Here is a 22,133-nt window from a genome sequence, read left to right as displayed (position 1 = left end):
ACGGCAGGCACGCCAGCCGCGGTGGCAGCGGGCGGCCACCGCGGCGCTTCATCACGGCGCTATGACGTTATGGCGTCATGGCGCTGTACACCGTGTTCCTGAACCACGCGCGGTAATACTCGCGCTGCCCCGGCGCCTGCATCATCCAGATCGCCACGGTCTTCTCCTTCGGGTCGACCCAGAAGTAGGTGCCCCCGACCCCGCCCCAGTAGTAGTCCCCGACCGATCCCGGCGTGGCCGATTCGCCGATGCCCGTGCGCGTGCCGAAACCCAGGCCAAAGCCATAGCCCGGCCCCGGCAGGTAGGCCGCGCCGCGCGCCAGGGAACGGGCACCCACGACGCCAAGGTGGTCGGCCGTCATGTAGGCGACCGTCTTGGGCGATAGCAGGCGCACCCCGTCGATCTCGCCGCCATTGAGCAGCATCTGGGCAAAGCGGAAGTAGTCGGCCGCGGTCGACACCAGGCCACCGCCGCCCGATTCAAGCTTCGGGGCGCGGCGTACGTCGATCAGCCCGACCGGCACCTTGCTGTCGGGATCGACCGCAAAGGGCTCAGCAATGCGGCCTTGCTGTGCCGGCGGAACCCAGAAACCGGTGTCTTTCATCTGCAATGGCGTAAAGATCCGCTGCTGCAGATGCGTGGCCAGCGTCTGGCCCGACACGCGTTCGAGCAGGGCGCCCAAGACATCGGTGGAGCGGCTGTATTCCCAAGTGGTGCCGGGCTGGAACTGCAGCGGCACCTTGGCGAGACGCGCGATGAACTCGGTATTGCTTTGCTCGGTGGCATCCACGTCCAGCCGCTTGTATTCCTCCTTGACAAGCGACTTGCCGAACACGCCGTAGGTCAGGCCAGACGTGTGGCGCAGCAGGTCCTGCACGGTCATTTCGCGCTGGGCGGGTACCAGTTCCAGCACGGGCTTGCCGGCAGCGTCGGTCTTCTCCACGCCAACGCGCAGGTCCTTGAGCTCGGGCAGGTACTTCGACACCGGGTCGGCCAGCTGGATGCGGCCGTCCTCGACCATCATCATGACTGCCACCGAAACGATCGGCTTGCTCATCGAGTAGATGCGGAAAATCGAGTCCGGGCGCATCGGCACCTTGGCTGCCGCGTCCTGCCAGCCAATGGTCTGCGTGTTGACGATGCTGCCGTTGCGGGCCACCAGGTAGACGGCTCCGGGAATGCGCCCCTGCGCGACATCGGCACGCACGCGTGCGCTCATGCTGTCTAGTTGCGTGGCGGAGAAGCCGGTCGTGAGCGGTGCGGTATTTTGCGTGTTGGCCGGGGCCGCGCAGGCGGCCAGCAGTGCGACCGCCAGCGCTGGCAAAGTGCTACGTATCATTTGTCTCATCCTTTGTCTTATCGTTGTCTTGGCAATGTCTTATCGATGCAGCCTCGGTGTGGCACCGATGTGGCATCGGGAAGGGCTCGATTGCGGCAAAAGCAAGACGATCATGGCATGCGGGTTGGCGCGCGTGAATCGAGGCTCACCCGAATCGGGCCGCGTGCCATGCTAGGATCCCGACAAATTATTGGAGGTGAAGATGTCAAAACACGTGTTCACTCGCAGCCAGTACCTGGCCATCCTCAATGAAAGCCTGAAGAACGACCCGAGGTGGAAGCCAGGCATGGCCTTTGTCTTTCATCCGCTGGGCGCGGACGAAGCCAGCGCGACCGGTGTCGGGTGCACCGGACCCGACGAGGCGCTTCCCGTCTATGCGGAGATCGAGCGGGTGGCGGCGGATTTGATCGAGGTGAGGCAGGCGCGGTAGGGGCTGGCGTGGTGGCGCGATGCAGTGCCGGCCAGGCATGCATCGCGTCATGTGCACGACGGAAAGGCCGGCGCTCCCGCCGACCTGCGTACAATACCGCCCCAGACAGACTCTAGCGGAACAAGCCGTGAAAAAGACCGACCTCGAAAAGAACAAAGCGTTGAAGCTCGCAAACAGCCTGAAGCTGTCCGCCGCAGTCCGTGCCGGCCGTGATACCGGCCCGGCCAAGGTCGATCGCCGCGAACAGCGCCGGCTCGACCAGGAGCAAGGCCTGGTGCCGTTTGCGTGCAAGCTGGATGCCGAGCTGGTGAAGCGCCTGCAGGCACTGGCACCGGCACATGCTGGTGGCATGAGCGGCCTGCTGAAAGAAGCGCTGGAACGCGGCCTGCCGCAGGAAGACGCGGCAGCCTGATTGCGGCGCGCCGGGCCGAGTGGGCATGAAGCACTGGTTTGTGCCTTTTTGTCCACGCGAACGGTGTGGTAGGCAAGACCGTAGCAGATAGAAGCAAACAGAAGCAAGCAAAACGCCCGCTGGGTTTCAGCGGGCGTTTTGCTTTTGTCTTTGCTTTTGAAGGGGGGGATTCAGGGGTGGTTTGCCGGATGCCGTTCCTGTGTGAGCGAGGGCAAAACCTCAATGCACGAACAGCCAGATCAGCAGCAATACAAAGGCAGGGACACCGAGCAGCCAGGCGAGAATGTAGGGCATGATTTCCTTCCTTTCCTATCTGTTTTCCACGGTTCCACTATAGGCACGGCCGTTTTGGCACGGTGTCCGGCGGTTTCCGCTTGCGGTGTAGGACTGGGCTGACGGGGGGAGGGGGGAAAGACTCGGGGCAGTGTGGTTGCCCGCGGCGAGGCATGCCAGGGCGGAGGGAACGGAGCGGCCGCCGGGACCGCTCCAGGGGATCACAACCTTCTGGTCGTCATCCCCACGGGGTGGAGCAAAGGGCGCTCAGTCCTCTTCGCCCTCTTCCGAGTCGAGGAAATCGCGGCGAAGCATCCAGTTTTCGATGGCTTCATCGCAGATTTTCTTGAGCTTTTGCTTCTCCGGCACTTTGTCGAACAGCTCAAAGTTCACCAGCGCGATGCCGGCGTCGGAGATGTAGAACAGGCGGCCGGGCTCGTCGTAATGCACGATGCGCCCGTCGATGCCGCTTTCCTCGCTGTCGACCGGCATGTCTTCCAGTTCGACCACCCGGCAGGTGAAGCGGGGCGCGCGGGTGTGGGTCAGATATTCAAATTCGTCATGCATGACCTCGCCGCCCTTGGGCGTAAAGATCGCGAAGCCCCAGATAAAGCGGGGCATCGGCAGATCGGACAGATCATCAATCTCGTCCATGGTGTTCTCCCTGATTCGATAACCCGCATTATCGCTCGGCCAGGGCACAAGCACCAAAATGTTCTGGCGATGACCTGCTCGGGCGCCGCCTGGGCGCCGCTCCGGAGCCCTATTTCGCCGCGTGGCAGTTGGCGTAGGCCGGTGGCGCGCTCTCGCCCTTGGTCAGGTCCTGCAGCAAGCCTTCGTCGCCCTTGGTGATCCACAGATAGGCGCCATGCGCATAGCGGGCGCCCGAGCCGGCCAGCACGCTGACAAAGAGCAGCGGCTTGCCATCCAGCCGCAGGATGGCGATCTGGTTGTCGGTGCTGTTGAAATAGCGCGCCGTGACCTGCTTGCCGTCGTCGCACTGGTAGCGCACGGTACGGGGCGGGTCGAAGCGCACGCCGTCGATGCCGGGCTTGGCCATGGCGGGGGCAACGGCCAGGCCGATGGCGGCGGCGATGGCGATGGCGCAGGTCGTGAAGCGAGGCACGGGCGAACGAAGAGGCATCTGGTTTCCTTGTTAGCTAGCGCGGTAGCAAGACGCCGATGAGGCGGCCCAGGTCGTGGCTGGCGCATTCCCCGCGGGATGCGCGGCCGGGTGGCATCCCTGCCGCGGGGCGGGGTGTCAGGCCAGCATATAGCCGCTTGCGAGCTCCCGGAAGCTGGCTACCTCGGCCGCTTGCCAGGCGGCGTCGTGGCCGTGTTCCTCGGCCAGGATCTCGGCCACCCGTGGCGCTGCCGCGCTCGCGGCGCTGGCTTCCAGGAACAGGGCGCGATTGCGGCGCGCCAACACGTCCTCGACTCGCCGAGCCAGTTCGAAACGCGCGGCAAAGCGCACATGGGCGGCGGTCAACCCGGCGCCGGGCACCAGCATTTCGTCGTTGCCGGGCAGCGTGTGCAGAATGCCGACCTCGTTGCCGTAGTAACGGTCCGGCGAGCCGCTGCCCGGCGCGGGCAGGTTAGCGGGCAAGCCTTGCGCGCCGTGCAGCGGCAGATCCGCTGTCACGCAGGGCGCGGCCGGCAGCATCTGGCGCTGGATGGCCGTGCCCACCACGTCCTCGGCCATCTTGCGGTAGGTGGTCCACTTGCCGCCGGTGACGGTGATCAGGCCGGCCTTGGACACCAGGATGGTGTGCTCGCGCGAGAGCGAGGCGGTGGAGGCTTCGCCGGTGGCCTTGACCAGCGGGCGCAAGCCGGCCCAGACGCTGGTCACGTCGGCACGGGTTGGCGCGCGCGACAGGTAGCGCGTGGCGGTCTCCAGGATGAAATCGACATCGTCGGCGCCGGCGCGCGGCTCCAGCGGCAGGTCCTTGCGCGGCGTATCGGTGGTGCCGATGATGGTGTGGCCGTTCCAGGGCACGACGAAGAGCACACGGCCGTCATCGGTCTTGGGGATCAGGATGGCACGGTCGCCGGGCAGGAAGCTGCGCGGCAAGGTCAGGTGCACGCCCTGGCTGGGGGCCACCATGCTGCGGGCCTGGCCGTCTTCCATCTGGCGCACGGCATCGACCCACACGCCGGTGGCGTTGATCACGCAGGACGCCTTCAGGTCGAAGCTGGCGTCGCCCAGCACGTCCTTCACTGTCACGCCGTCAATCACCCCGTTGCGCTGCGACAGCCCGCTCACGCGCAGGTAGTTGATGGCCGTGCCGCCCACGTCGAAGAGCGTGCGCATCAGGGCGATGGCCAGGCGGGCGTCGTCGAACTGCCCGTCGAAATACAGGTTGCCGCCACGCAGGGGCCGCCCGCCCACATGCTCGGCCAGGGTCGGCGCCGCCGCCAGGGTTTCGCGGTGGTTGAGCCAGCGGCTGCCGGACAGGTTGAGGCCGCCGGCCAGCATGTCGTATAGCTTCAGGCCGATGCCGTAGAAGGGCTGGTCGAACAACTGGTAGGCCGGCACCACGAAGCCGAGCGGCCATACCAGGTGCGGCGCGTTGCGGGCCAGCAGGCCACGCTCATGCAGCGCCTCGCGCACCAGGCTGATATTGCCCTGCGCGAGGTAGCGCACGCCGCCGTGAACCAGCTTGGTGGCCTTGCTTGAGGTGCCCTTGGCGAAGTCCGCGGCCTCCACCAGCAGCGTGCGGTAGCCGCGCGAGGCGGCATCCACCGCCGTGCCCAGGCCGGTGGCGCCGCCGCCGATGACGATGACATCCCACTTCGGCTCGCGCTCGAGGGTGGCGAGCAGGGTGGCGCGGTCGGGCGGCAGGATGGGGGTGTGCAGTGTCTGCATGATTCCTTGTTTGGTGCGAATGCGTGTCGCGGTGTTGCTTGTCTGTGCTTTTGTACTGGCCTTGTGTGGCTCGTGCGCTGCGCTCGGCCCGCGCTCAGTTTGTCGAGTGCGGTGGCGCGCCATCTTCCCGCGCCCAGTCGCGTGCGCGCTCTACCGCGCGATGCCAGCGCCAGAGCCGGTACGCGCGCGCGTCGGCGCTAAGGTTGGGCTCGAAGCGATGCTCCACCTGCCACTGGCTGGCGATCTCGTCCTCGCCGCTCCAGTAGCCGGTGGCCAGTCCCGCCAGGTAGGCGGCGCCAAGCGCGGTGGTCTCGGTCACGCGCGGGCGAACCACGGCCGTGCCAAGCAGGTCGGCCTGCATCTGCATCAGCAGGTCGCTGCGTGACGCGCCGCCGTCCACGCGCAGCTCGGCCAGCGAGATGCCGGCATCCTTCTGCATGGCGTCCAGCACGTCCACGCTTTGCAGCGCGATCGACTCCAGCGCGGCGCGGGCAATGTGCGCTCGTCCGGTGCCGCGGGTCAGGCCAACCAGCGTGCCGCGCGCGAACGGATCCCAGTGCGGCGCGCCCAGGCCGGCAAAGGCCGGCACCAGCACCACGCCTTCGGTGTCGTCGCACTGGCGCGCCAGCGGCTCCACCTCGGGCGCGCTGTTGATGATCTGCAGCCCGTCGCGCAGCCACTGGATGGTGGCGCCGCCCATGAACACGCCGCCTTCCAGGCAATACTGCGTGCGGCTGGCGGGCGGCGTGGTGCCGCCCAGTTGCCAGCCAATGGTGGTGAGCAGGCGATTGTGCGAAGTGACCGGCTGCGTTCCCGTGTTCATCAGCAGGAAGCAGCCCGTGCCGTAGGTATTCTTGGCCATGCCCGGGGACAGGCAGGCTTGGCCGTAGGTGGCGGCCTGCTGGTCCCCGGCGATGCCGGCAATGGGGATTTCCGCGCCAAATAGCCGCAACGCCGTGCGCGCCACCTCGCCGCTGGAGGGCACCACCTCGGGCAACAAGCTGCGCGGGATGTCCAGCAGGTCGAGCAGTTCATCATCCCACTGGAAGGTGTGGATGTTGAACAGCATCGTGCGCGACGCGTTGGAGACATCGGTGACATGGCGCTTGCCGTCCGTCAGCTGCCAGATCAGCCAGCTGTCGACCGTGCCGAACGCCAGCTCGCCGCGCGCCGCGCGTTCGCGCGCGCCCTCGGTGTTGTCGAGCATCCAGCGCAGCTTGGTGCCGGAGAAGTAGGCGTCGATGATCAGGCCGGTCTTGTCGCGGAACAGCTCGCCGTGGCCGTCGGCCTGAAGCGCCTCGCACATCGGCGCGGTGCGGCGGTCCTGCCAGACCAGCGCGCGGCCGATGGGCTCGCCGGTCTGGCGGTCCCACAGCACGGTGGTCTCGCGCTGGTTGGTGATGCCGATGGCGCTCACCTGGCTGGCCGCGACGCCGGCGTCGTTCAGCACCTCGTGCGCCACCGCCAGCTGCGACTGCCAGATCTCGTAGGGATCGTGCTCGACGTGGCCGGGGTGCGGGTAATATTGGCGGAATTCGCGCTGCGCGACCCGCGCCACGTTGCCGGCGTGATCGAACAGGATCGCGCGCGAGCTGCTGGTGCCCTGGTCGAGCGCCAGCACGAATTGCGGCAGGCCCGAAGGCTGGGTTTGCTTCATGCGTCTTGTCCTGGATTGGCTGCTGTTACCACTACATTAACCATTGCTTTAACCATTGCAGGCGCGCCTTGCCGGCCGCCGGGATCCTTCATGTCCGATACCTTGCCCGCTAGCACCAGCCAGAACCCCGTCGTGTCCCGCGTTGCCGCGTCGCTGGCGGCGCGCAGCCGTTTCGATGCCGGCGCGCATTTGCGGCTGACCGTGGCAGGGCGCCAGGTGGGCTGGCTGCCGCGCGCGCATGCGCAGATCCTGCGCGCGCAGGATACGGTGCCGGGCGTGCTGGGCGAGCCGCGCGATGGCAGCGTGGCGCTGCTGCCGGACTGCGACGATGCCTGCACGCGCAGCGCGGCGCTGAAGGTGCTGGCGCACTGGCTGGCGGATGCCGGCCATGTGCGCGGCTGGCGCGACGAGCTGTTCGCCGTCACGCCGGAACTCGCGGCGCCGGCCTTCGCGGTGATCGAGCGCGCGGCCGCGCGCTTTCTCGGGCTGCTGACCTTTGCCTCGCACATGAACGGCGTCATTGCCGGCGAGCGCGCGCTGTGGATTTCACGGCGCAGCGCCACCAAGGCGGTCGACCCCGGCATGTGGGACAACCTGGTGGCTGGCGGCATGCCGCACGGCAGTGATCCGCTTGCCACGCTGGTGCGCGAGTGCGACGAGGAGTCAGGCATTGCGCCCGTGCTGGCGCAGCGCGCCGAGGCGCATGGCGTGATCGAAGTGCTGCGTGAAATCCCCGAGGGCGTGCAGTGGGAGGCCGTGTACGTGTACGACCTGTTGCTGCCGCCGGATTTCGTGCCGCATAACCGCGACGGGGAGGTGGCCGAGCACCGCCGTATCGAGCCGGAGGCATTGCTTGCTATCATGGCGGATGGCGCCATGACGGTCGACGCGACCCTGGTGACGCTGGATGCGCTCAATCGCCGTGGCTGGAGCGCCCCCGGCATCCCCCGCCCTTGATCGGCGCGCACTAGACAAAACCACACACGATGAGCAATACCGGATTCATTCTCACCATTTCCTGCCCGGATCAGCCGGGCATCGTCCACGCCGTATCGGGCCTGCTGTTCCAGCACGGCTGCAATATCGTCGACTCCGACCAGTACGGTGACGAGTTCACCGGCCGCTTCTTCATGCGTGTGCATTTCACGCCGGCCGCCGGCGGCCCTGACCTGGCCACGCTGAAAACTGCGTTCGCGCCGATCGGCGATCAGTTCGCCATGCAGTGGGACCTGTTCGATGCCAGCGTCAAGCCGCGCGTGATGATCATGGTGTCGAAGATCGGCCATTGCCTGAACGATCTGCTGTTCCGCGCCAAGGCCAGCGGCCTGCCGGTGGAGATTGCCGCCATCGTGTCGAACCACCGCGATTTCTACCAGCTTGCCGCGTCGTACGATATCCCCTTCTTTCACCTGCCGATGATGAACGCCTCGGCTGAGCAGAAGGCCGCGCAGGAGAACAAGGTGTTCGAGATCGTGCGCGAGCAGAACATCGACCTGGTGGTGCTGGCGCGCTACATGCAGGTGCTGTCCGACGACCTGTGCCGCAAGCTGGCCGGCCGCGCCATCAATATCCATCACTCGTTCCTGCCCAGCTTCAAGGGCGCCAAGCCTTACTATCAGGCGCACGACCGTGGCGTGAAGCTGATCGGCGCGACCGCCCACTACGTGACCGCGGCGCTGGACGAAGGCCCGATCATCGAGCAGGAAATCGAGCGCGTGGACCACAGCATGGATCCCGAGCAGCTCACCGCGGTGGGGCGTGACGTGGAATGCGTGGCGCTGGCGCGTGCCGTCAAATGGCATGCCGAGCACCGCATCCTGCTCAACGGACACAAGACCGTCGTCTTCAAGTAAGACCTCCGGCAAGTCCCTAAGCAAGCCACTAAGCAAGCCACCGGGCAAGCCCTTCACCAGGTGCCCGGCGCCAGCCGCGCCGGCACCGCCTCGCCCGCAGGGGAGCCGGCGCCGTGGCTGGCCACACTCAGGCCTGCGCGACCACACAGCGCACTCCGCTTTCTTCCAGCATGCTCTCGAATGGCGGCTTCAACGGCTCATCGGTGAAGAGCCGGTCGATCTCCGAGACGTGCGCCAGTTCCACCATGGCCTGCCGGTTGAACTTGCTGGCGTCCGCCGCCAGCCAGACTTCGCGCGAATGCTCGATGATGGTCCGCGCTACCTTCACTTCGCGAAAATCGTAATCGCGCAGCGTGCCGTCGGCCTCGATGCCCGAGATGCCGATCAGGCCGATATCCACCTTGAACTGGCTGATGAACTCCACCGTGGCCTCGCCCACGATGCCGCGGTCGCGCGAGCGCAGCACGCCGCCGGCGACGATCACTTCGCAATCGGGGTTGTCGGCCAGGATGCTCGCCACGTTCAGGTTGTTGGTGATCACGCGCAGGCCGCGGTGATGCATGAGCTCGCGCGCGATTTCCTCGACCGTGGTGCCGATATTCAGGATCAGCGAGCAACCCTCGGGCACGGCGCTGGCCACTGCGCGCGCAATGCGGGCCTTGCCCTCGGCATTGAGCCCCTGGCGCTGCCGATAGGCGATGTTCTCCACCGTGGAGCCCTCCACCCGCACGCCGCCGTGAAAGCGCGCCAGCATGCCGCCTTCAGCCAGCAGGTTGACGTCCCGGCGCACGGTCTGCAGGGTCACCCCGAACTTGCGGGCAAGTTCGTCGATGGAAGCGAAGCCCTGGCTGCGAACTTCTTCCAGCAGGGCGGTCTGGCGTGGATTTAGCGTCATGCCGGCATTCTAGTTCAAACACAAACGAAAACAAATGATGCAGTGCATGATTGTTTTATTTTCGTTTTTGATCTAAAACGAGCGGGAAGCAAGGATTTGTGCGTTTGCATCATTGCGTTATATGTGATGTATGTGGCATTCGGAATCGGAGACTCGATGCAGCTCAGATTGGAAGGCATCGCCCAGCAAGCAGGCTCGCAGGCGTATCTATATCCCATGTCGCTGACGCCCGTGCCGGGCGCGGTGACCATCCTGCTAGGTGCCACCCAGGCCGGCAAGACTTCGCTGATGCGGGTCATGGCGGGGTTGGACCGGCCTAGTGCCGGCCGTGTCGAGGTGGACGGCATCGACGTGACCGGCATGCCGGTGCGCGAGCGCAACGTCTCGATGGTCTACCAGCAGTTCATCAACTACCCGTCGATGACCGTCTTCGACAATATTGCTTCGCCGCTCAAACTGCGGCGCTCCAAGGATATCGATGGACAGGTGAGGGCGCTGGCCACCCGCCTGCATATCGAGCACCTGCTCGAGCGCTTTCCCGCCGAGCTCTCCGGCGGGCAGCAGCAGCGCGTGGCGCTGGCACGCGCGCTGGCCAAGGGCGCGCCGCTGATGTTGCTCGACGAGCCCCTGGTCAACCTCGACTACAAGCTGCGCGAAGAGCTGCGCGAGGAACTGACCCAGCTTTTCGCGCATGGCAATGCCACCGTGATCTATGCCACCACGGAGCCGGCCGAAGCGCTGTTGCTGGGCGGCTATACCGCGGTGCTGGATGCCGGCGAGCTGTTGCAGTACGGGCCCACGCCAGAGGTCTTCCACTATCCCGCCTCGCTGCGCGTGGCGCGTGCTTTCAGCGATCCCCCCATGAACCTGATGGCCGGTAACCTGCTGGCCGGCGCGGTCACGTTGCCCGGCGGCGTCGTGGTCCCGCTGCCCGGGGCAGTGGAACAAGGCGGCACGGTAACGGTCGGGGTGCGGGCCGGTGCGCTGCGCCTGGACGCCGTGCCCGGCTCGGTGCCGGTGGCGGGCCGGGTGGCGCTGGCCGAGCTGTCCGGGTCGGACACCTTCGTGCACATGGATTCCCCGGTCGGCAACCTGGTGGCGCAGTTTCCGGGGGTGGTCGACCTGGAACTGGGCGCGCCGCTCACGCTGCACCTGGATCCCGCGCAGCTCTACCTGTTCGACGCCGACGGCATGCGCATTCACGCGCCCAGCCGGCCGTTGAAGGTCGCTCCCGCCACTGCCGAGCTGGGAGCCTGAGATGACACGCATCGACCTCGACCTGTCCCATTCATACCGTCCCGATCCGCAAGCGGATGAGGACTACGCGCTGCTGCCGCTGAAGTTCACGTTCAATGACGGCGGCGCCTACGCCTTGCTCGGGCCCTCGGGCTGCGGCAAGACCACCTTGCTCAATTGCATTTCCGGCTTGCAGCGGCCATCGCACGGCACCGTCTCCTTCGATGGCCGCGACGTGACCGCAGCCACGCCGCAGGCGCGCAACATCGCCCAGGTGTTCCAGTTCCCGGTGATCTACGACACCATGACGGTGGGCGAAAACCTGGCCTTCCCGCTGCGCAACCGCGGCGTGCCCGCGGCCCAGGTGAAGGAGCGCGTGGGCCGGGTGGCCGAGATGCTGGACCTGTCCGCGTCGCTGGACCGGCGCGCCAGCGGGCTGGCGGCCGACGCCAAGCAGAAGATCTCGCTCGGGCGTGGCCTGGTGCGCCAGGACGTGTCGGCCATCCTGTTCGACGAGCCGCTGACCGTGATCGATCCGCACCTGAAATGGCAGTTGCGCCGCAAGCTCAAGGAGATTCACCACGAGTTCCGGCTGACGCTGATCTACGTCACGCATGACCAGACCGAGGCGCTCACCTTTGCCGACCAGGTGGTGGTGATGTCGCGCGGCAGGGCGGTGCAGGTGGGGCCGGCCGATGCGCTGTTCGAGCGCCCGGCACATACCTTCGTTGGCAACTTTATCGGCTCGCCGGGCATGAACTTCCTGGCAGGGGCATGGCGCGATGGCGCCATCGAAATTGCCGGGCGGCGCTATATGCCGGAATTCGCGCCCACCGTCGCCACGGCTTTGCAGGCGGCCGGCAGCTTCAAGGTCGGCGTGCGCCCCGAGTACCTGCGCCTGGCCGCAAGCACCGATCCGCAGGCCGTGCCCGCACGCGTGGAGCGCGCGCAGGACATCGGCACCTACTGGCTCGTCACCGCCACCGTGCAGGATGCCAGCGGCAACGCTGCTACCGTGCGCGGCCGGCTCGGCAACGAGGGCGCGGCGCTGCGGGCGGGCGAGACCGTGTGGCTATCCGTCTTCAACCGTCATACCTGTTACTACGTCAACGAGGAGCTGGTGGCATGAGCACGCTGAAGCCCGTCAACCAGAAGGCCTGGCTGCTGGTCATCCCGGTGGTCCTGTGCGTGGCGTTTTCCGCCATCCTGCCGCTGATGACCATCGTCAATTACTCCGTGCAGGACATCATCTCGCCCGAGCGGCGCGTGTTCGTCGGCACCGAATGGTTCCGCACCGTGCTGCGCGACGGCGAGCTGCACGACGCGCTGCTGCGTCAGCTTGGTTTTTCGCTGGCGGTGCTGGCGGTGGAGATCCCGCTGGGCATCCTGCTGGCGCTGTCGATGCCGGCCAAGGGGGTAAAGGCGTCGGCGGTGCTGGTGGTGATCGCGCTGTCGCTGCTGATTCCATGGAACGTCGTGGGCACGATCTGGCAGATCTTCGGGCGCACCGATATCGGCTTGCTGGGCGCGGCGCTTGCCGGCATGGGCTTTGCCTACAACTACACCGGCAGCGCGGTGGACGCCTGGTTCACGGTGCTGGTGATGGACGTGTGGCACTGGACGCCGCTGGTGGCGCTGCTGTGCTACGCCGGCTTGCGCGCGATTCCCGACGCGTACTACCAGGCCGCGCAGATCGACGGCGCCTCGCGCCTGGCGGTGTTCCGCTACATCCAGCTGCCCAAGCTGCGCGGCGTGCTGATGATCGCGGTGCTGCTGCGCTTCATGGACAGCTTCATGATCTACACCGAGCCCTTCGTGCTGACTGGCGGCGGGCCTGGCAACGCGACCACGTTCCTGTCGCAATACCTCACGCAGAAGGCCGTGGGCCAGTTCGACCTGGGCCCGGCCGCGGCATTCTCGATCGTCTACTTCCTGATCATCCTGCTCATGTGTTTCATTCTCTACAACTGGATGCAGCGCGCGGGCACCGCCGGCAGCGAGGACATGCCCAATGCGTGAAGCCAAACGTGATGCCAAGCAAAGCGCCACCTACTGGCGTGCCGTCTTCCTGGTGGTGTACCTGGTCTTCGCCATCCTGCCGATCTACTGGATGCTGAACATGTCGTTCAAGTCCAACGAGGAGATCGTTTCCACGCTGTCGCTGTGGCCAAACGATTTCACGCTGGAGCACTACAAGACCATTTTCACCGATCCGTCCTGGTACTCGGGCTACATCAACTCGATGATCTACGTGGCGATGAACACGGTGATCTCGATCACAGTGGCGCTGCCCGCGGCCTATGCTTTCTCGCGCTACCGGTTTATCGGCGACAAGCACGTCTTTTTCTGGCTGCTGACCAATCGCATGACGCCGCCGGCAGTGTTCCTGCTGCCATTCTTCCAGCTCTACACGACCATCGGCCTGATGGACACGCACCTGGGCGTGGCGCTGGCGCACCTGGTGTTCAACGTGCCGCTGGCGGTGTGGATCCTGGAGGGCTTCATGTCCGGCGTGCCGCGCGAAATCGACGAGACGGCGTATGTGGATGGCTACTCCTTTCCGCGCTTCTTCATCACCATCTTCCTGCCGCTGATCAAGGCCGGCGTGGGCGTGGCCGCTTTCTTCTGCTTCATGTTCAGCTGGGTGGAGCTGCTGCTGGCGCGCACGCTGACCTCGGTCAACGCCAAGCCGATCGTTGCCACCATGACGCGCACGGTGTCGGCCTCCGGCATGGACTGGGGCGTGCTGGCCGCGGCCGGCGTGCTCACCATCGTGCCCGGCGGCATCGTGATCTGGTTTGTGCGGCACTACATCGCGAAAGGCTTCGCGATGGGCCGCGTGTAAGGAGAGGATGCCATGTTCAGCTGGATGGTATGGACCACCCCGGTGGCCGTGTTCTTCATCAGCATCGCGGTGATGCTGGTTGGCATGACGATGTGGGAAACGCGCGCCCCCACCATGGAACGCAAGGGCTTCCTGCCCATCGCCACCACCCGCGGCGACCGCCTGTTCATCGGCCTGATGTGCGCGGCCTGGATCAACCTCGCGTGGGTGGGCCTGGGCGAGAAGATGATGGCGTGGTTCTCGCTGGCGGAGGAACCTTCGATCTGGATCAGCCTGGTGCTGTCCATGCTTGCGCTGGGCCTGGTGATGCGCAAAGGCTGAGCGGCATGCGGATCGCGCACCCGAGCCGACAAGAATAAAGCGACGGATTTTTCGTCAATGGGCATAGCGGCCTGCACCTTCCCCGGACCGCGACCCAGACAAAGAGCAGGGAGGGGGATTCTCGAGGAGACGTTCATGAAGGTGCACGTGAAATTGGGCATGACGGCGTTGGCCTGCGCAGCGGCGCTCGCTTGCGGCCACGCCGCTTGGGCAGGCGAGGCCGAGGCCAAGAAGTGGGTCGACAGCGAGTTCCAGCCGTCGTCGCTCGCCAAGGACAAGCAGCTCGCTGAAATGAAGTGGTTCATGGACGCTGCCGCCAAGCTCAAGGCCAAGGGCGTGACGCAGATCAGCGTGGTGTCCGAGACGCTCACCACCCACGAATACGAATCCAAGACGCTGGCCAAGGCGTTCGAGGAAATTACCGGCATCAAGGTCAACCACGACATCATCCAGGAAGGCGATGTGGTGGAGAAACTGCAGACCTCGATGCAGTCGGGCAAGTCGATCTATGACGGCTGGATCTCCGACTCCGACCTGATCGGCACGCACTACCGCTATGGCGCCATCCTGCCGCTGTCCGACTACATGAGCGGCGCCGGCAAGGAATGGACCAATCCGGGGCTGGACGTGAAGGACTTCATCGGCACCAAGTTCACCACCGCGCCGGACGGCAAGCTCTACCAGCTGCCCGATCAGCAGTTCGCCAACCTGTACTGGTTCCGCGCCGACTGGTTCGCGCGCAAGGACCTGCAGGACAAGTTCAAGGCCAAGTACGGCTATGACCTGGGCGTGCCCACCAACTGGTCGGCCTACGAAGACATCGCCAACTTCTTCTCCAACGACGTCAAGGAACTCGACGGCAAGAAGGTCTACGGCCATATGGACTACGGCAAGAAGGACCCGTCGCTTGGCTGGCGCTTTACCGATGCCTGGCTGTCGATGGCCGGCGCCGCCGACAAGGGCCTGCCCAACGGCATGCCGGTCGACGAATGGGGCATCCGCGTTGGCGCCGACAAGTGCACGCCGGAGGGCGCGTCGGTGGCGCGCGGCGGTGCTGCCAACAGCCCGGCCGCGGTCTATGCGCTCACCAAGTACATCGACTGGATGAAGAAATACGCGCCGCCGCAGGCCATGGGCATGACCTTCTCGGAAGCCGGTCCGGTCCCGGCGCAAGGGCAGATCGCGCAGCAGGTGTTCTGGTACACCGCCTTCACCGCTGACATGACCAAGAAGGGCTTGCCGGTGGTCAATGCCGACGGCAGTCCCAAGTGGCGCATGGCGCCGTCGCCTTATGGCCCGTACTGGAAGCAGGGCATGCAGAACGGCTACCAGGACGTGGGCTCCTGGACCTTCTTCAAGAACACCGATCCCAATCGCCTCGCGGCGGCCTGGCTCTATGCGCAGTTCGTGACGTCCAAGACGGTATCGCTGAAGAAGTCGCTCACCGGCCTGACCTTTATCCGCGACAGCGACATTCATCATGAGTACCTTACCAAGAACGCGGCCCAGTACGGCGGCCTGATCGAGTTCTATCGCAGCCCGGCGCGGGTGGCGTGGACGCCCACCGGCACCAACGTGCCCGACTACCCCAAGCTGGCCCAGTTGTGGTGGAAGAACGTGGCGACCGCTGTGACCGGCGAGAAGACGCCGCAGGCCGCGATGGACAATCTGGCCGAGGAAATGGACCAGGTGATGGGGCGGCTGCAACGCGCCGGCATGACAAACTGCGCGCCCAAGCTCAACCCCAAGAGCGATCCCGCCAAGTGGCTGTCCGACGACCACGCGCCCTGGAAGAAGCTGGCCAACGAGAAGCCGAAGGGGGAGACCATCGCCTATGACAAGTTGTTGCAGGCGTGGAAGGAAGGGAAGGTGCGGTAAGCGTCATCCTTGATGGTGTAACGGACGGTGGCCTCGCGCCACCGTTTTTCTTTTCGGGGTTTGTGATGCGTTATCGACAAAGGCAACCTCCCCAAAATCCCCTTGACTATCTATCTACCAGTAGATAATATTCACGACATGGAAGCCGCTGCTCCGCCCCAGCAAGAAAGCTGAAGCAGGAAAGAGGATCCAGCGCATCACCCGGGGAATCCCCGTTTTTTTTGGCCGGCTTATCTATCTACTAGTAGATAACAGGCAAGAGAAGCGAAGGGTTCCAAAGCGTACCGATTCGATTCCGCCCAAGCGCGGGTCCTCAAATGCAAATGGAGAACATCATGACCTCGAACCTCTTCGCCAAGAGCCTGATCACCGCCGCCGCCCTGGCTGCCGCGTTCGTTGCCGGCACCGCCCAGGCTTCGGGCCCGAAGGACAGCACGTTCTCGGGTGACAAGTACGGCTACGTGTTCCGCACCACCACGCCCGACGCCTTCACCGACGGCGCGCGCAGCGGCAAGTTCGACCCGTTCACCGAAGGCGCACGCGTCGGCAAGGCTGACCCGTACACGGACGGTGCCCGCATCGTGGCCGGCCTGGATCGCAGCGGCGTCTCGGCCTCGCCGTCGCGTACCGTTGACCAGTTCACCGACGGCGCCCGTGCTGGCAAGTTCGACCCGTACACCGATGGCGCACGTATCGTTGCCGGCCTGGATCGTAGTGGCGTGTAGGCCAGCCCGGCTCGCAGCGTGGATGCCTTCACCGATGGTGCCCGCGTAGGCAAGTTCGACCCGTACACCGATGGCGCGCGTATCGTCGCCGGCCTGGATCGCACCGGCGTGTCGGCTACCCCGGCCCGTAGCGTGGACGCCTATACCGACGGTGCCCGTACCGGCAAGTTCGATGTGTTCACGGAAGGCGCCAACGCCTGAGCCACGCGCGATGCCTGAGCATGTTGTGAATCAATCGGTAATCCAATGAATGCGGTGATACATGCAAAGAGCCGGTAACCCCGGCTCTTTGCCATTGCCGGCGCCTCGAGGGTCTGCCGAAAGGTGGATGCATGCCATGACGACTCCGTCCGTACGTGATCAACTGCTGGAGCACACCCTGGTGCTGGTGCGGCAGCGGGGGTTCAATGGATTCAGTTATCGGGACCTTGCCGAGCGGGTAGGCGTCAAGACCTCCAGCATCCATTACCACTTCCCCTCCAAGGAGGACCTGGTGCAGGCGGCGGTGACGGAGTACAGCGCCCGCAACTCGGAGCGCGTGCGCGGCATCGACACCAGCCTGCCGGTAGACGAGCAGGCTCGCGCTTACCTCGCGCCCTGGCTAGCCACCGCGGGCGGCGACGTCATCTGCCTGGTGGGCATGCTGTCCACGGATGCCGTGTTCCTGCCGGAAGCGGTGCATCGCATCCTCAAGGATTTCTACCGCCTGCACGAGGCCTGGCTCACGCGCCTGCTGGAAACCGCGCAGGCTGTGCAGCACAAGGCCTTGCCGATCCCGCCGCAGGCGCTGGCGCAAGCCGTGTTTGGCGCGCTGCAAAGCGGGCTGGTGGTTGCGCGGCTGTTCGGCGCGCCGCAGCGTATCGAGGCGGCGGCGGACCTGTTGACGGCATCGGTATCCGCCTAGGCGGCCCGGGAGCGTGTCACGGGCCCGGGGCCCCGAGCGCTCCGCGCGCGGCGAGCCGCCGGCGCCGGTTGAGCCAGAGCGGCACCGCGCCAACCGCGATGCCGCCCAGGGCCACCACGCGCGTGGCCAGGTCGAAGCTGGGGATGCTGTACAGCCCGATGAACCACAGGAACGCCGCGCTGCAAGCGGGCCAAAGCACTAGCAGCAACAGCCTGACGGGCGCGCGGACGGCACCGCGCCGACAGTGCCAGGCACAGGCGAAGCCGGCTAGCCCGTAGTAGAACGCCACCTGGAAGCCGATGGCATTGACCGAGTCCTGGATGATCTGGCCCACGCTGTTGAAACACGCGGACAGCGCCAGCAGCAGCAAGCCGAACGAGGCGATCACCGCGGTGGCCACCCACGGCGTGCGCCAGGTGCGGTGCAGCTCGGCATAGCGCGGGTGCAGCAGGCCATCGCGGCCTTTGGCGTAGAGTGTGCGGGTGAACTGCAGGATCGAGGTTTCCAGCGTGCCCACGGTGCTGAGCATGACGGCCAGCACGGCCAGGTAGTCCCACGGGCGCGGGAACAGCCGCGCGGCGAGCGCAAACACCACGTTGGTGCCGGCTCGACGGATCTCCTGGTCACTCAGCAGGGCCTGGCTGGCGATGACGAAGGCCATGAACAGTGCCAGCACGATGACCATCGCCATCAATGCACCGCGCCCGGGCGCATGCGCCGGATCGCGCGTTTCCTCGGTCAGGTTCGCCGTCACGTCCCAGCCCCAGAAGAAGAACAACGCCACCAGCGCCCCATTGGCAAACAGCTGCGGGGTAAAGCCAAATGGCGACAGCATGGCCAGCGAGGGCGGGTGGGCAAGCGGCAGCGGCGCGCGCAGCAGGGCAGCGAGCACGATCGCCGCCAGCACCCCGACCTCGACCAGCGTCATCGCCACCTGGGTGTAGCTGGTCAGCTTGACGCCCTTGACCACGACCACGCTTACCACCAGCAGCCAGCCTGCGGCGACCAGGGTCACCACGGGCGGGCGCTCCGCCAGCGCCGGGTCGAACAGGAGCAGGGTGGCGGTGGCGGCTGGAATGGTGCCGGACACCATGAATACCGCCGAGGCCACCAACAGCGTCCAGCCCGCGAAAAAGCCGAGCACCGGATGAAATATCTCGCAGACCCAGGTGTAGCAGGCGCCCGCGCTGGGCTGCAGCCGGTTGAGTTGCTGGTAGGACAGCGTCACGCCGAACATGATCAGGCCGCAATACAGCAGGCTGGCCGGCGCCAGGCCTCCCACCGTCGCGACCAGGGTGGCGGTGGTGGCTGCCAGGCTGAAGGCGGGCGCCGTGCCCGCCACGCCCATGACGACGGATTCGCCCAGCCCGAGTGCGCCTGCGTCCAGCGTTGCCGGTGAATTCCGATCCATGGCGAAGCTCCCCGTGCCATTGGTGGCCGGTGGCGGCCTGCCGACAGCACCCTGCGCGAGCCCGTGGGGGCGGGCATGCTTCAGGCAACTATACTGCCTGCCCCCGCGTTTTCAACCGCTTCCGTGGCTCACGGGCATTGCCGCAGTTCCCCGGCCAGCCAGTCGATCACGGGCCGGAACCGGGAAGCGCCGCGAAACTCCTGCGGATAGGCCAGCCAGATTTCCCGTACCACCTCCGGCACCTCGCGCACCAGCGCCAGCCGGGCATCGTCCCGCGCCAGGTAGTGCGGCAGCAGGCCGATGCCCAAGCCGTTGCGAATGGCCTCGCGCACCGCCAGCAGGTTGTTCGACTGGAATCCCGTGCGTGCCGCCAGCGTGCGCGTCCATTCGGATTCCGGCAACGCCAGGCCTTCGTCCAGCAGGCCACACAATGGCGCGCCGGCGAGATCCTGCTCGCGCCATGGGCCGGCGTTGTCGGGCCGTACCGGCGCATACAGGCCAAAGCCCATGCTGCCCGCGCGCTGCGCGATGGCATCGCTTTCCTGCGGCCGCGCCAGCCGCACCGCGATGTGGGCGCGGCGCCGCGCCAGGCTGGCGATGCGGTTGTCCGTTTCCAGCCTGACCTCGAGTTGCGGGTGCGCGCGATAGAGCCCGAACATGCGTGGTGTCAGGAAGTGGCTGCCGAGCGCGGCGGTGCAGGCGATGCTGACCACGCCGGAGACGCCACTGCCGGCGTCCTCCACTTCGCGCAGCAGGCGCTGCGCCGAACTCTCCATCTGCTGCGCCGCGGCCAGCGCCGAACGGCCGGCCGCCGAGAGCGCGAACGCGCCATCGGTGCGTGTTGCCACGGGCTTGCCGAGCGCCGTCTCCAGCCGCCGGATGCGGCGGATCGCTGTTGCGTGCGTGACCTCAAGCTCGCGGGCGCAGGCCGAGTAGTTGCCGGTGCGGATCAGCGTGGACAGGGTGAGCAGGTCATCCCAGTGGAGTGAACGTTTTTGCACAATGGATGTGAGCCCGTTGAGAATTGGCGAACAGAATAACGCGGCTTATCATCGCTTGCATGGCAGTCGCCCTTGTAGTGCCTGCCCGTGTATCCCCACGCTGTTTCCAACAACTGACGCACAAGCAAAAGGAGCCATGATGACCACACCCTTTACCCTGCTCGACCTCGCCGGCGCCAGCCGTCTGCCTTCGGCGTGGGAGGCTGCCACGCTGGTGCTGATCGACCACCAGCGCGAGTATGTCGACGGCAAGCTGCCGCTGGTGGGCATGCCCGCTGCCATCGCGGCCTGCGGCGAGCTCCTGGCGCTGGCGCGCCGCCATGGCAGCCCGGTGGTGCACGTGGTGCATCACGGGCGGGCCGGCAGCGGCGGCGCCTTCGATCCCGAGGGCCCATATGCGGGCGTCATCCAAGGGCTGGAGCCGCTTGGCGGCGAGCATACCGTGGTCAAGGGCCTGCCCAACAGCTTTGCCGGCACCACACTGGCCGCCATGCTGGACAAGCTAGGGCGCAAGGAATTGATCGTGGCGGGCTTCCAGACGCATATGTGCATCAGCGCCACGGTGCGCTCAGCGCTCGATCATGGCTATCGCAGCACGGTGGTGGCATCGGCCTGCGCCACGCGCGACCTGCCTGACCCGCTGGGCGGGGCGCCGCTCTCGGCGGCGGAAATTCACCGTCACTCGCTGGCGGCGCTGCATGATCGCTTTGCCACGGTGGTGGCTGGCCCTGGCGCCTGGGCCTGAGCTGGCCGGAAAAGGGGCGCGCAGGGCCAGCTGAGTCAAAGGCGAGCGCGGCATGCCGCTGGCGGGCGCCGGGTGCCGCGCGAACCCCATGCGGGGCCGTCGCAGGGCTTGCAAATTGGTGCGCCGCCCATGGGGCTGGTGCATACTACGGCCTCGCTGCCAGCCAGCGAGATCCGTCCGCAACCCGATTTTCCATTTCCATGAAACGCATTCTCCTCATCAAGATCACCTCTTTGGGCGATATGGTGCACACGCTGCCGTTGGTGTCCGACCTGCGGCGCGCCTATCCCGAGGCCAAGATCGACTGGGTGGCCGATGCGTCGTGTGCCGATATTCCGCGCTGGGCCGTGGGCGTGGATCGCGTGATCGCGCCGCCGCTGCGCGGCTTCAAGAAATCCCGCAGCTGGGCCGACCTGCGTGCCATCATCGGCGCGCTGTGGGCCCTGCGCCGCGAGAAGTACGATGTGGTGGTGGATGTGCACGGCGTGTACAAGAGCGCCATCGTGGCCTGGCTGGCGCGCTCCAGCCGGCGCCTGGGCTACGCCGCCGAGTACCTTGGCGAGGCGCGCGCCGTGTTTGCCTACACGCAGATCTTCGGGCCGCATGGCGACGCTACCGCGCGCCACAAGATGCGCATGGTGGTGGCCAATGCGCTTGGCTATCCGCTGGATCCCGTTGAGCATTACGCGCTGCGCGTGCCCGCGCCCGCGGCACCGCTCAATGCCGATGGCGTGCCGCGCGCGATGCTGTTCCATGCGACTTCCGTCGAGGCCAAGAAATGGCCCGCGCAGCGCTGGGTCTCGGTCGGCAGGACGCTCACCGAGCGCGGCTACCGGATCCAGTTGCCCTGGGGCTCGCCCGCGGAGCGCGAGCAATCCGAAGCCCTGGCAGCGGAGATCCCTGGTGCCGAGGTCCTGCCGCGCATGACCATTACCGAATGCGCGCAACGGGTGGATGCCGCCGCGCTCGTGGTTGGCACCGATACCGGCTTCGTGCATCTGGCGGATGCGCTGGGCAAGCCGTCGGTGATGCTGTTCACGGTCACCGACAGCCAGCACTTCGGCATCAACACGCCCGGGCAGTCCGTCTCCGTTGGCGCGCGTGGCGTGGTGCCGGAGATTGCGGATGTGCTCGACGCGATCGGCCAGGTCACGGGCGGCCAGTCCAGGCCGCAACTGGTGGCCGCCAGCCAGGGCTGATCGTCGCCCGCGCCGCTGCAACGGCGGGGCGTCCTGTCCACTTGCGCGGCACCGGCAGTTCCCGGCGCCCGCGCCGCTCCCCTTGTCTTGTTCATCACGTAATGCAGGCCGTCCATCCGGGCGGCCGCCTGCGTTGCCCACGC

The 22,133-nt window shown here is 66.2% G+C and carries 21 protein-coding genes and 1 pseudogene; 14 read left to right on the top strand and 8 right to left on the bottom strand.

Annotated elements, in window-relative coordinates; genetic code table 11:
* Positions 1-67 precede the first annotated feature (67 nt).
* Complete coding sequence (locus A9975_RS24860; RefSeq protein ID WP_183035083.1) at positions 68-1,339, bottom strand: serine hydrolase; 1,272 nt, start codon at positions 1,337-1,339, stop codon at positions 68-70.
* Positions 1,340-1,541: 202 nt separating this feature from the next.
* On the opposite strand from A9975_RS24860, the gene A9975_RS24855 reads away from it, so the two are divergent.
* Both A9975_RS24855 and A9975_RS24850 read left to right on the top strand, forming a co-directional pair.
* Entirely contained in the window at positions 1,542-1,769 is a 228-nt protein-coding gene (locus A9975_RS24855; RefSeq protein WP_150983206.1) for a hypothetical protein, read from the top strand.
* 127 nt (positions 1,770-1,896) lie between these two features.
* Positions 1,897-2,181: a hypothetical protein gene (locus A9975_RS24850; protein WP_043347749.1), complete on the top strand. Its 285-nt coding sequence runs from the start codon at positions 1,897-1,899 to the stop codon at positions 2,179-2,181.
* A 540-nt stretch (positions 2,182-2,721) separates the two neighbouring features.
* On the opposite strand, the gene A9975_RS24845 is transcribed toward A9975_RS24850, so the two are convergent.
* The 4 genes from A9975_RS24845 to glpK all read right to left on the bottom strand — a co-directional run bounded on the left by A9975_RS24845 (position 2,722) and on the right by glpK (position 6,977).
* Entirely contained in the window at positions 2,722-3,108 is a 387-nt protein-coding gene (locus A9975_RS24845) for a hypothetical protein (RefSeq protein WP_043347745.1), read from the bottom strand.
* Positions 3,109-3,217: 109 nt separating this feature from the next.
* Complete coding sequence (locus A9975_RS24840) at positions 3,218-3,598, bottom strand: MliC family protein (RefSeq protein ID WP_183035082.1); 381 nt, start codon at positions 3,596-3,598, stop codon at positions 3,218-3,220.
* Between the two features lie 117 nt (positions 3,599-3,715).
* Entirely contained in the window at positions 3,716-5,320 is a 1,605-nt protein-coding gene (locus A9975_RS24835) for a glycerol-3-phosphate dehydrogenase/oxidase (RefSeq protein ID WP_183035081.1), read from the bottom strand.
* Positions 5,321-5,414: 94 nt separating this feature from the next.
* The gene (gene glpK, locus A9975_RS24830; RefSeq protein WP_183035080.1) at positions 5,415-6,977 is read right to left on the bottom strand and encodes a glycerol kinase GlpK; all 1,563 of its coding nucleotides are present in this window, start codon (positions 6,975-6,977) and stop codon (positions 5,415-5,417) included.
* Between the two features lie 90 nt (positions 6,978-7,067).
* Between glpK and A9975_RS24825 the strand changes: the two genes are divergently transcribed.
* Both A9975_RS24825 and purU read left to right on the top strand, forming a co-directional pair.
* Positions 7,068-7,934, top strand: a complete 867-nt coding sequence (locus A9975_RS24825) for an NUDIX hydrolase family protein (RefSeq protein WP_183035079.1) — start codon at positions 7,068-7,070, stop codon at positions 7,932-7,934.
* A 29-nt stretch (positions 7,935-7,963) separates the two neighbouring features.
* On the top strand, positions 7,964-8,830 hold the full coding sequence (gene purU, locus A9975_RS24820) for a formyltetrahydrofolate deformylase (protein ID WP_043347737.1): 867 nt from the start codon (positions 7,964-7,966) through the stop codon (positions 8,828-8,830).
* 127 nt (positions 8,831-8,957) lie between these two features.
* On the opposite strand, the gene A9975_RS24815 is transcribed toward purU, so the two are convergent.
* Positions 8,958-9,725: a DeoR/GlpR family DNA-binding transcription regulator gene (locus tag A9975_RS24815; protein WP_150983211.1), complete on the bottom strand. Its 768-nt coding sequence runs from the start codon at positions 9,723-9,725 to the stop codon at positions 8,958-8,960.
* Positions 9,726-9,881: 156 nt separating this feature from the next.
* Here A9975_RS24815 and A9975_RS24810 point away from each other — a divergent pair, with 156 nt between their 5' ends.
* From A9975_RS24810 to A9975_RS24775, 8 genes and pseudogenes are all read left to right on the top strand, one after another.
* A complete protein-coding gene (locus tag A9975_RS24810; RefSeq protein ID WP_183035078.1) occupies positions 9,882-10,982 on the top strand; it encodes an ABC transporter ATP-binding protein in 1,101 nt (366 codons plus the stop codon).
* A 1-nt stretch (position 10,983) separates the two neighbouring features.
* Entirely contained in the window at positions 10,984-12,090 is a 1,107-nt protein-coding gene (locus A9975_RS24805; RefSeq protein WP_183035077.1) for an ABC transporter ATP-binding protein, read from the top strand.
* Positions 12,087-12,980, top strand: coding sequence for a carbohydrate ABC transporter permease (locus tag A9975_RS24800; RefSeq protein WP_043347729.1), 894 nt, complete (start codon positions 12,087-12,089; stop codon positions 12,978-12,980). Before A9975_RS24805 ends, A9975_RS24800 begins: the two co-directional genes overlap by 4 nt.
* Positions 12,973-13,806 (top strand): carbohydrate ABC transporter permease, encoded by an 834-nt coding sequence (locus tag A9975_RS24795; RefSeq protein WP_150983214.1) that lies wholly within the window; start codon positions 12,973-12,975, stop codon positions 13,804-13,806. Before A9975_RS24800 ends, A9975_RS24795 begins: the two co-directional genes overlap by 8 nt.
* Positions 13,807-13,818: 12 nt before the next feature.
* A complete protein-coding gene (locus tag A9975_RS24790; RefSeq protein WP_150983215.1) occupies positions 13,819-14,127 on the top strand; it encodes a DUF2160 domain-containing protein in 309 nt (102 codons plus the stop codon).
* Between the two features lie 147 nt (positions 14,128-14,274).
* A complete protein-coding gene (locus A9975_RS24785) occupies positions 14,275-16,005 on the top strand; it encodes an ABC transporter substrate-binding protein (RefSeq protein WP_150983350.1) in 1,731 nt (576 codons plus the stop codon).
* A 317-nt stretch (positions 16,006-16,322) separates the two neighbouring features.
* Positions 16,323-16,931, top strand: a pseudogene (locus A9975_RS24780) (copper resistance protein CopQ).
* Positions 16,932-17,067: 136 nt separating this feature from the next.
* Complete coding sequence (locus A9975_RS24775; RefSeq protein WP_150983217.1) at positions 17,068-17,634, top strand: TetR/AcrR family transcriptional regulator; 567 nt, start codon at positions 17,068-17,070, stop codon at positions 17,632-17,634.
* A 16-nt stretch (positions 17,635-17,650) separates the two neighbouring features.
* Here the strand turns inward: A9975_RS24775 and A9975_RS24770 are convergent, their stop codons facing one another.
* Positions 17,651-19,045 (bottom strand): APC family permease, encoded by a 1,395-nt coding sequence (locus tag A9975_RS24770; RefSeq protein ID WP_183035076.1) that lies wholly within the window; start codon positions 19,043-19,045, stop codon positions 17,651-17,653.
* 128 nt (positions 19,046-19,173) lie between these two features.
* Complete coding sequence (locus A9975_RS24765) at positions 19,174-20,046, bottom strand: LysR family transcriptional regulator (protein WP_183035075.1); 873 nt, start codon at positions 20,044-20,046, stop codon at positions 19,174-19,176.
* 139 nt (positions 20,047-20,185) lie between these two features.
* On the opposite strand from A9975_RS24765, the gene A9975_RS24760 reads away from it, so the two are divergent.
* Complete coding sequence (locus tag A9975_RS24760) at positions 20,186-20,791, top strand: cysteine hydrolase family protein (RefSeq protein ID WP_183035105.1); 606 nt, start codon at positions 20,186-20,188, stop codon at positions 20,789-20,791.
* Positions 20,792-20,991: 200 nt separating this feature from the next.
* The gene (gene waaC, locus A9975_RS24755) at positions 20,992-21,990 is read left to right on the top strand and encodes a lipopolysaccharide heptosyltransferase I (protein WP_183035074.1); all 999 of its coding nucleotides are present in this window, start codon (positions 20,992-20,994) and stop codon (positions 21,988-21,990) included.
* Positions 21,991-22,133: the final 143 nt, after the last annotated feature.

The organism is Cupriavidus sp. UME77 (assembly GCF_014170355.1).
GTDB classification, from domain to species: domain Bacteria; phylum Pseudomonadota; class Gammaproteobacteria; order Burkholderiales; family Burkholderiaceae; genus Cupriavidus; species Cupriavidus basilensis.
Note: the sequence above shows the minus strand (reverse complement) of the source record. Positions and strands in the feature narration are given on the sequence as shown.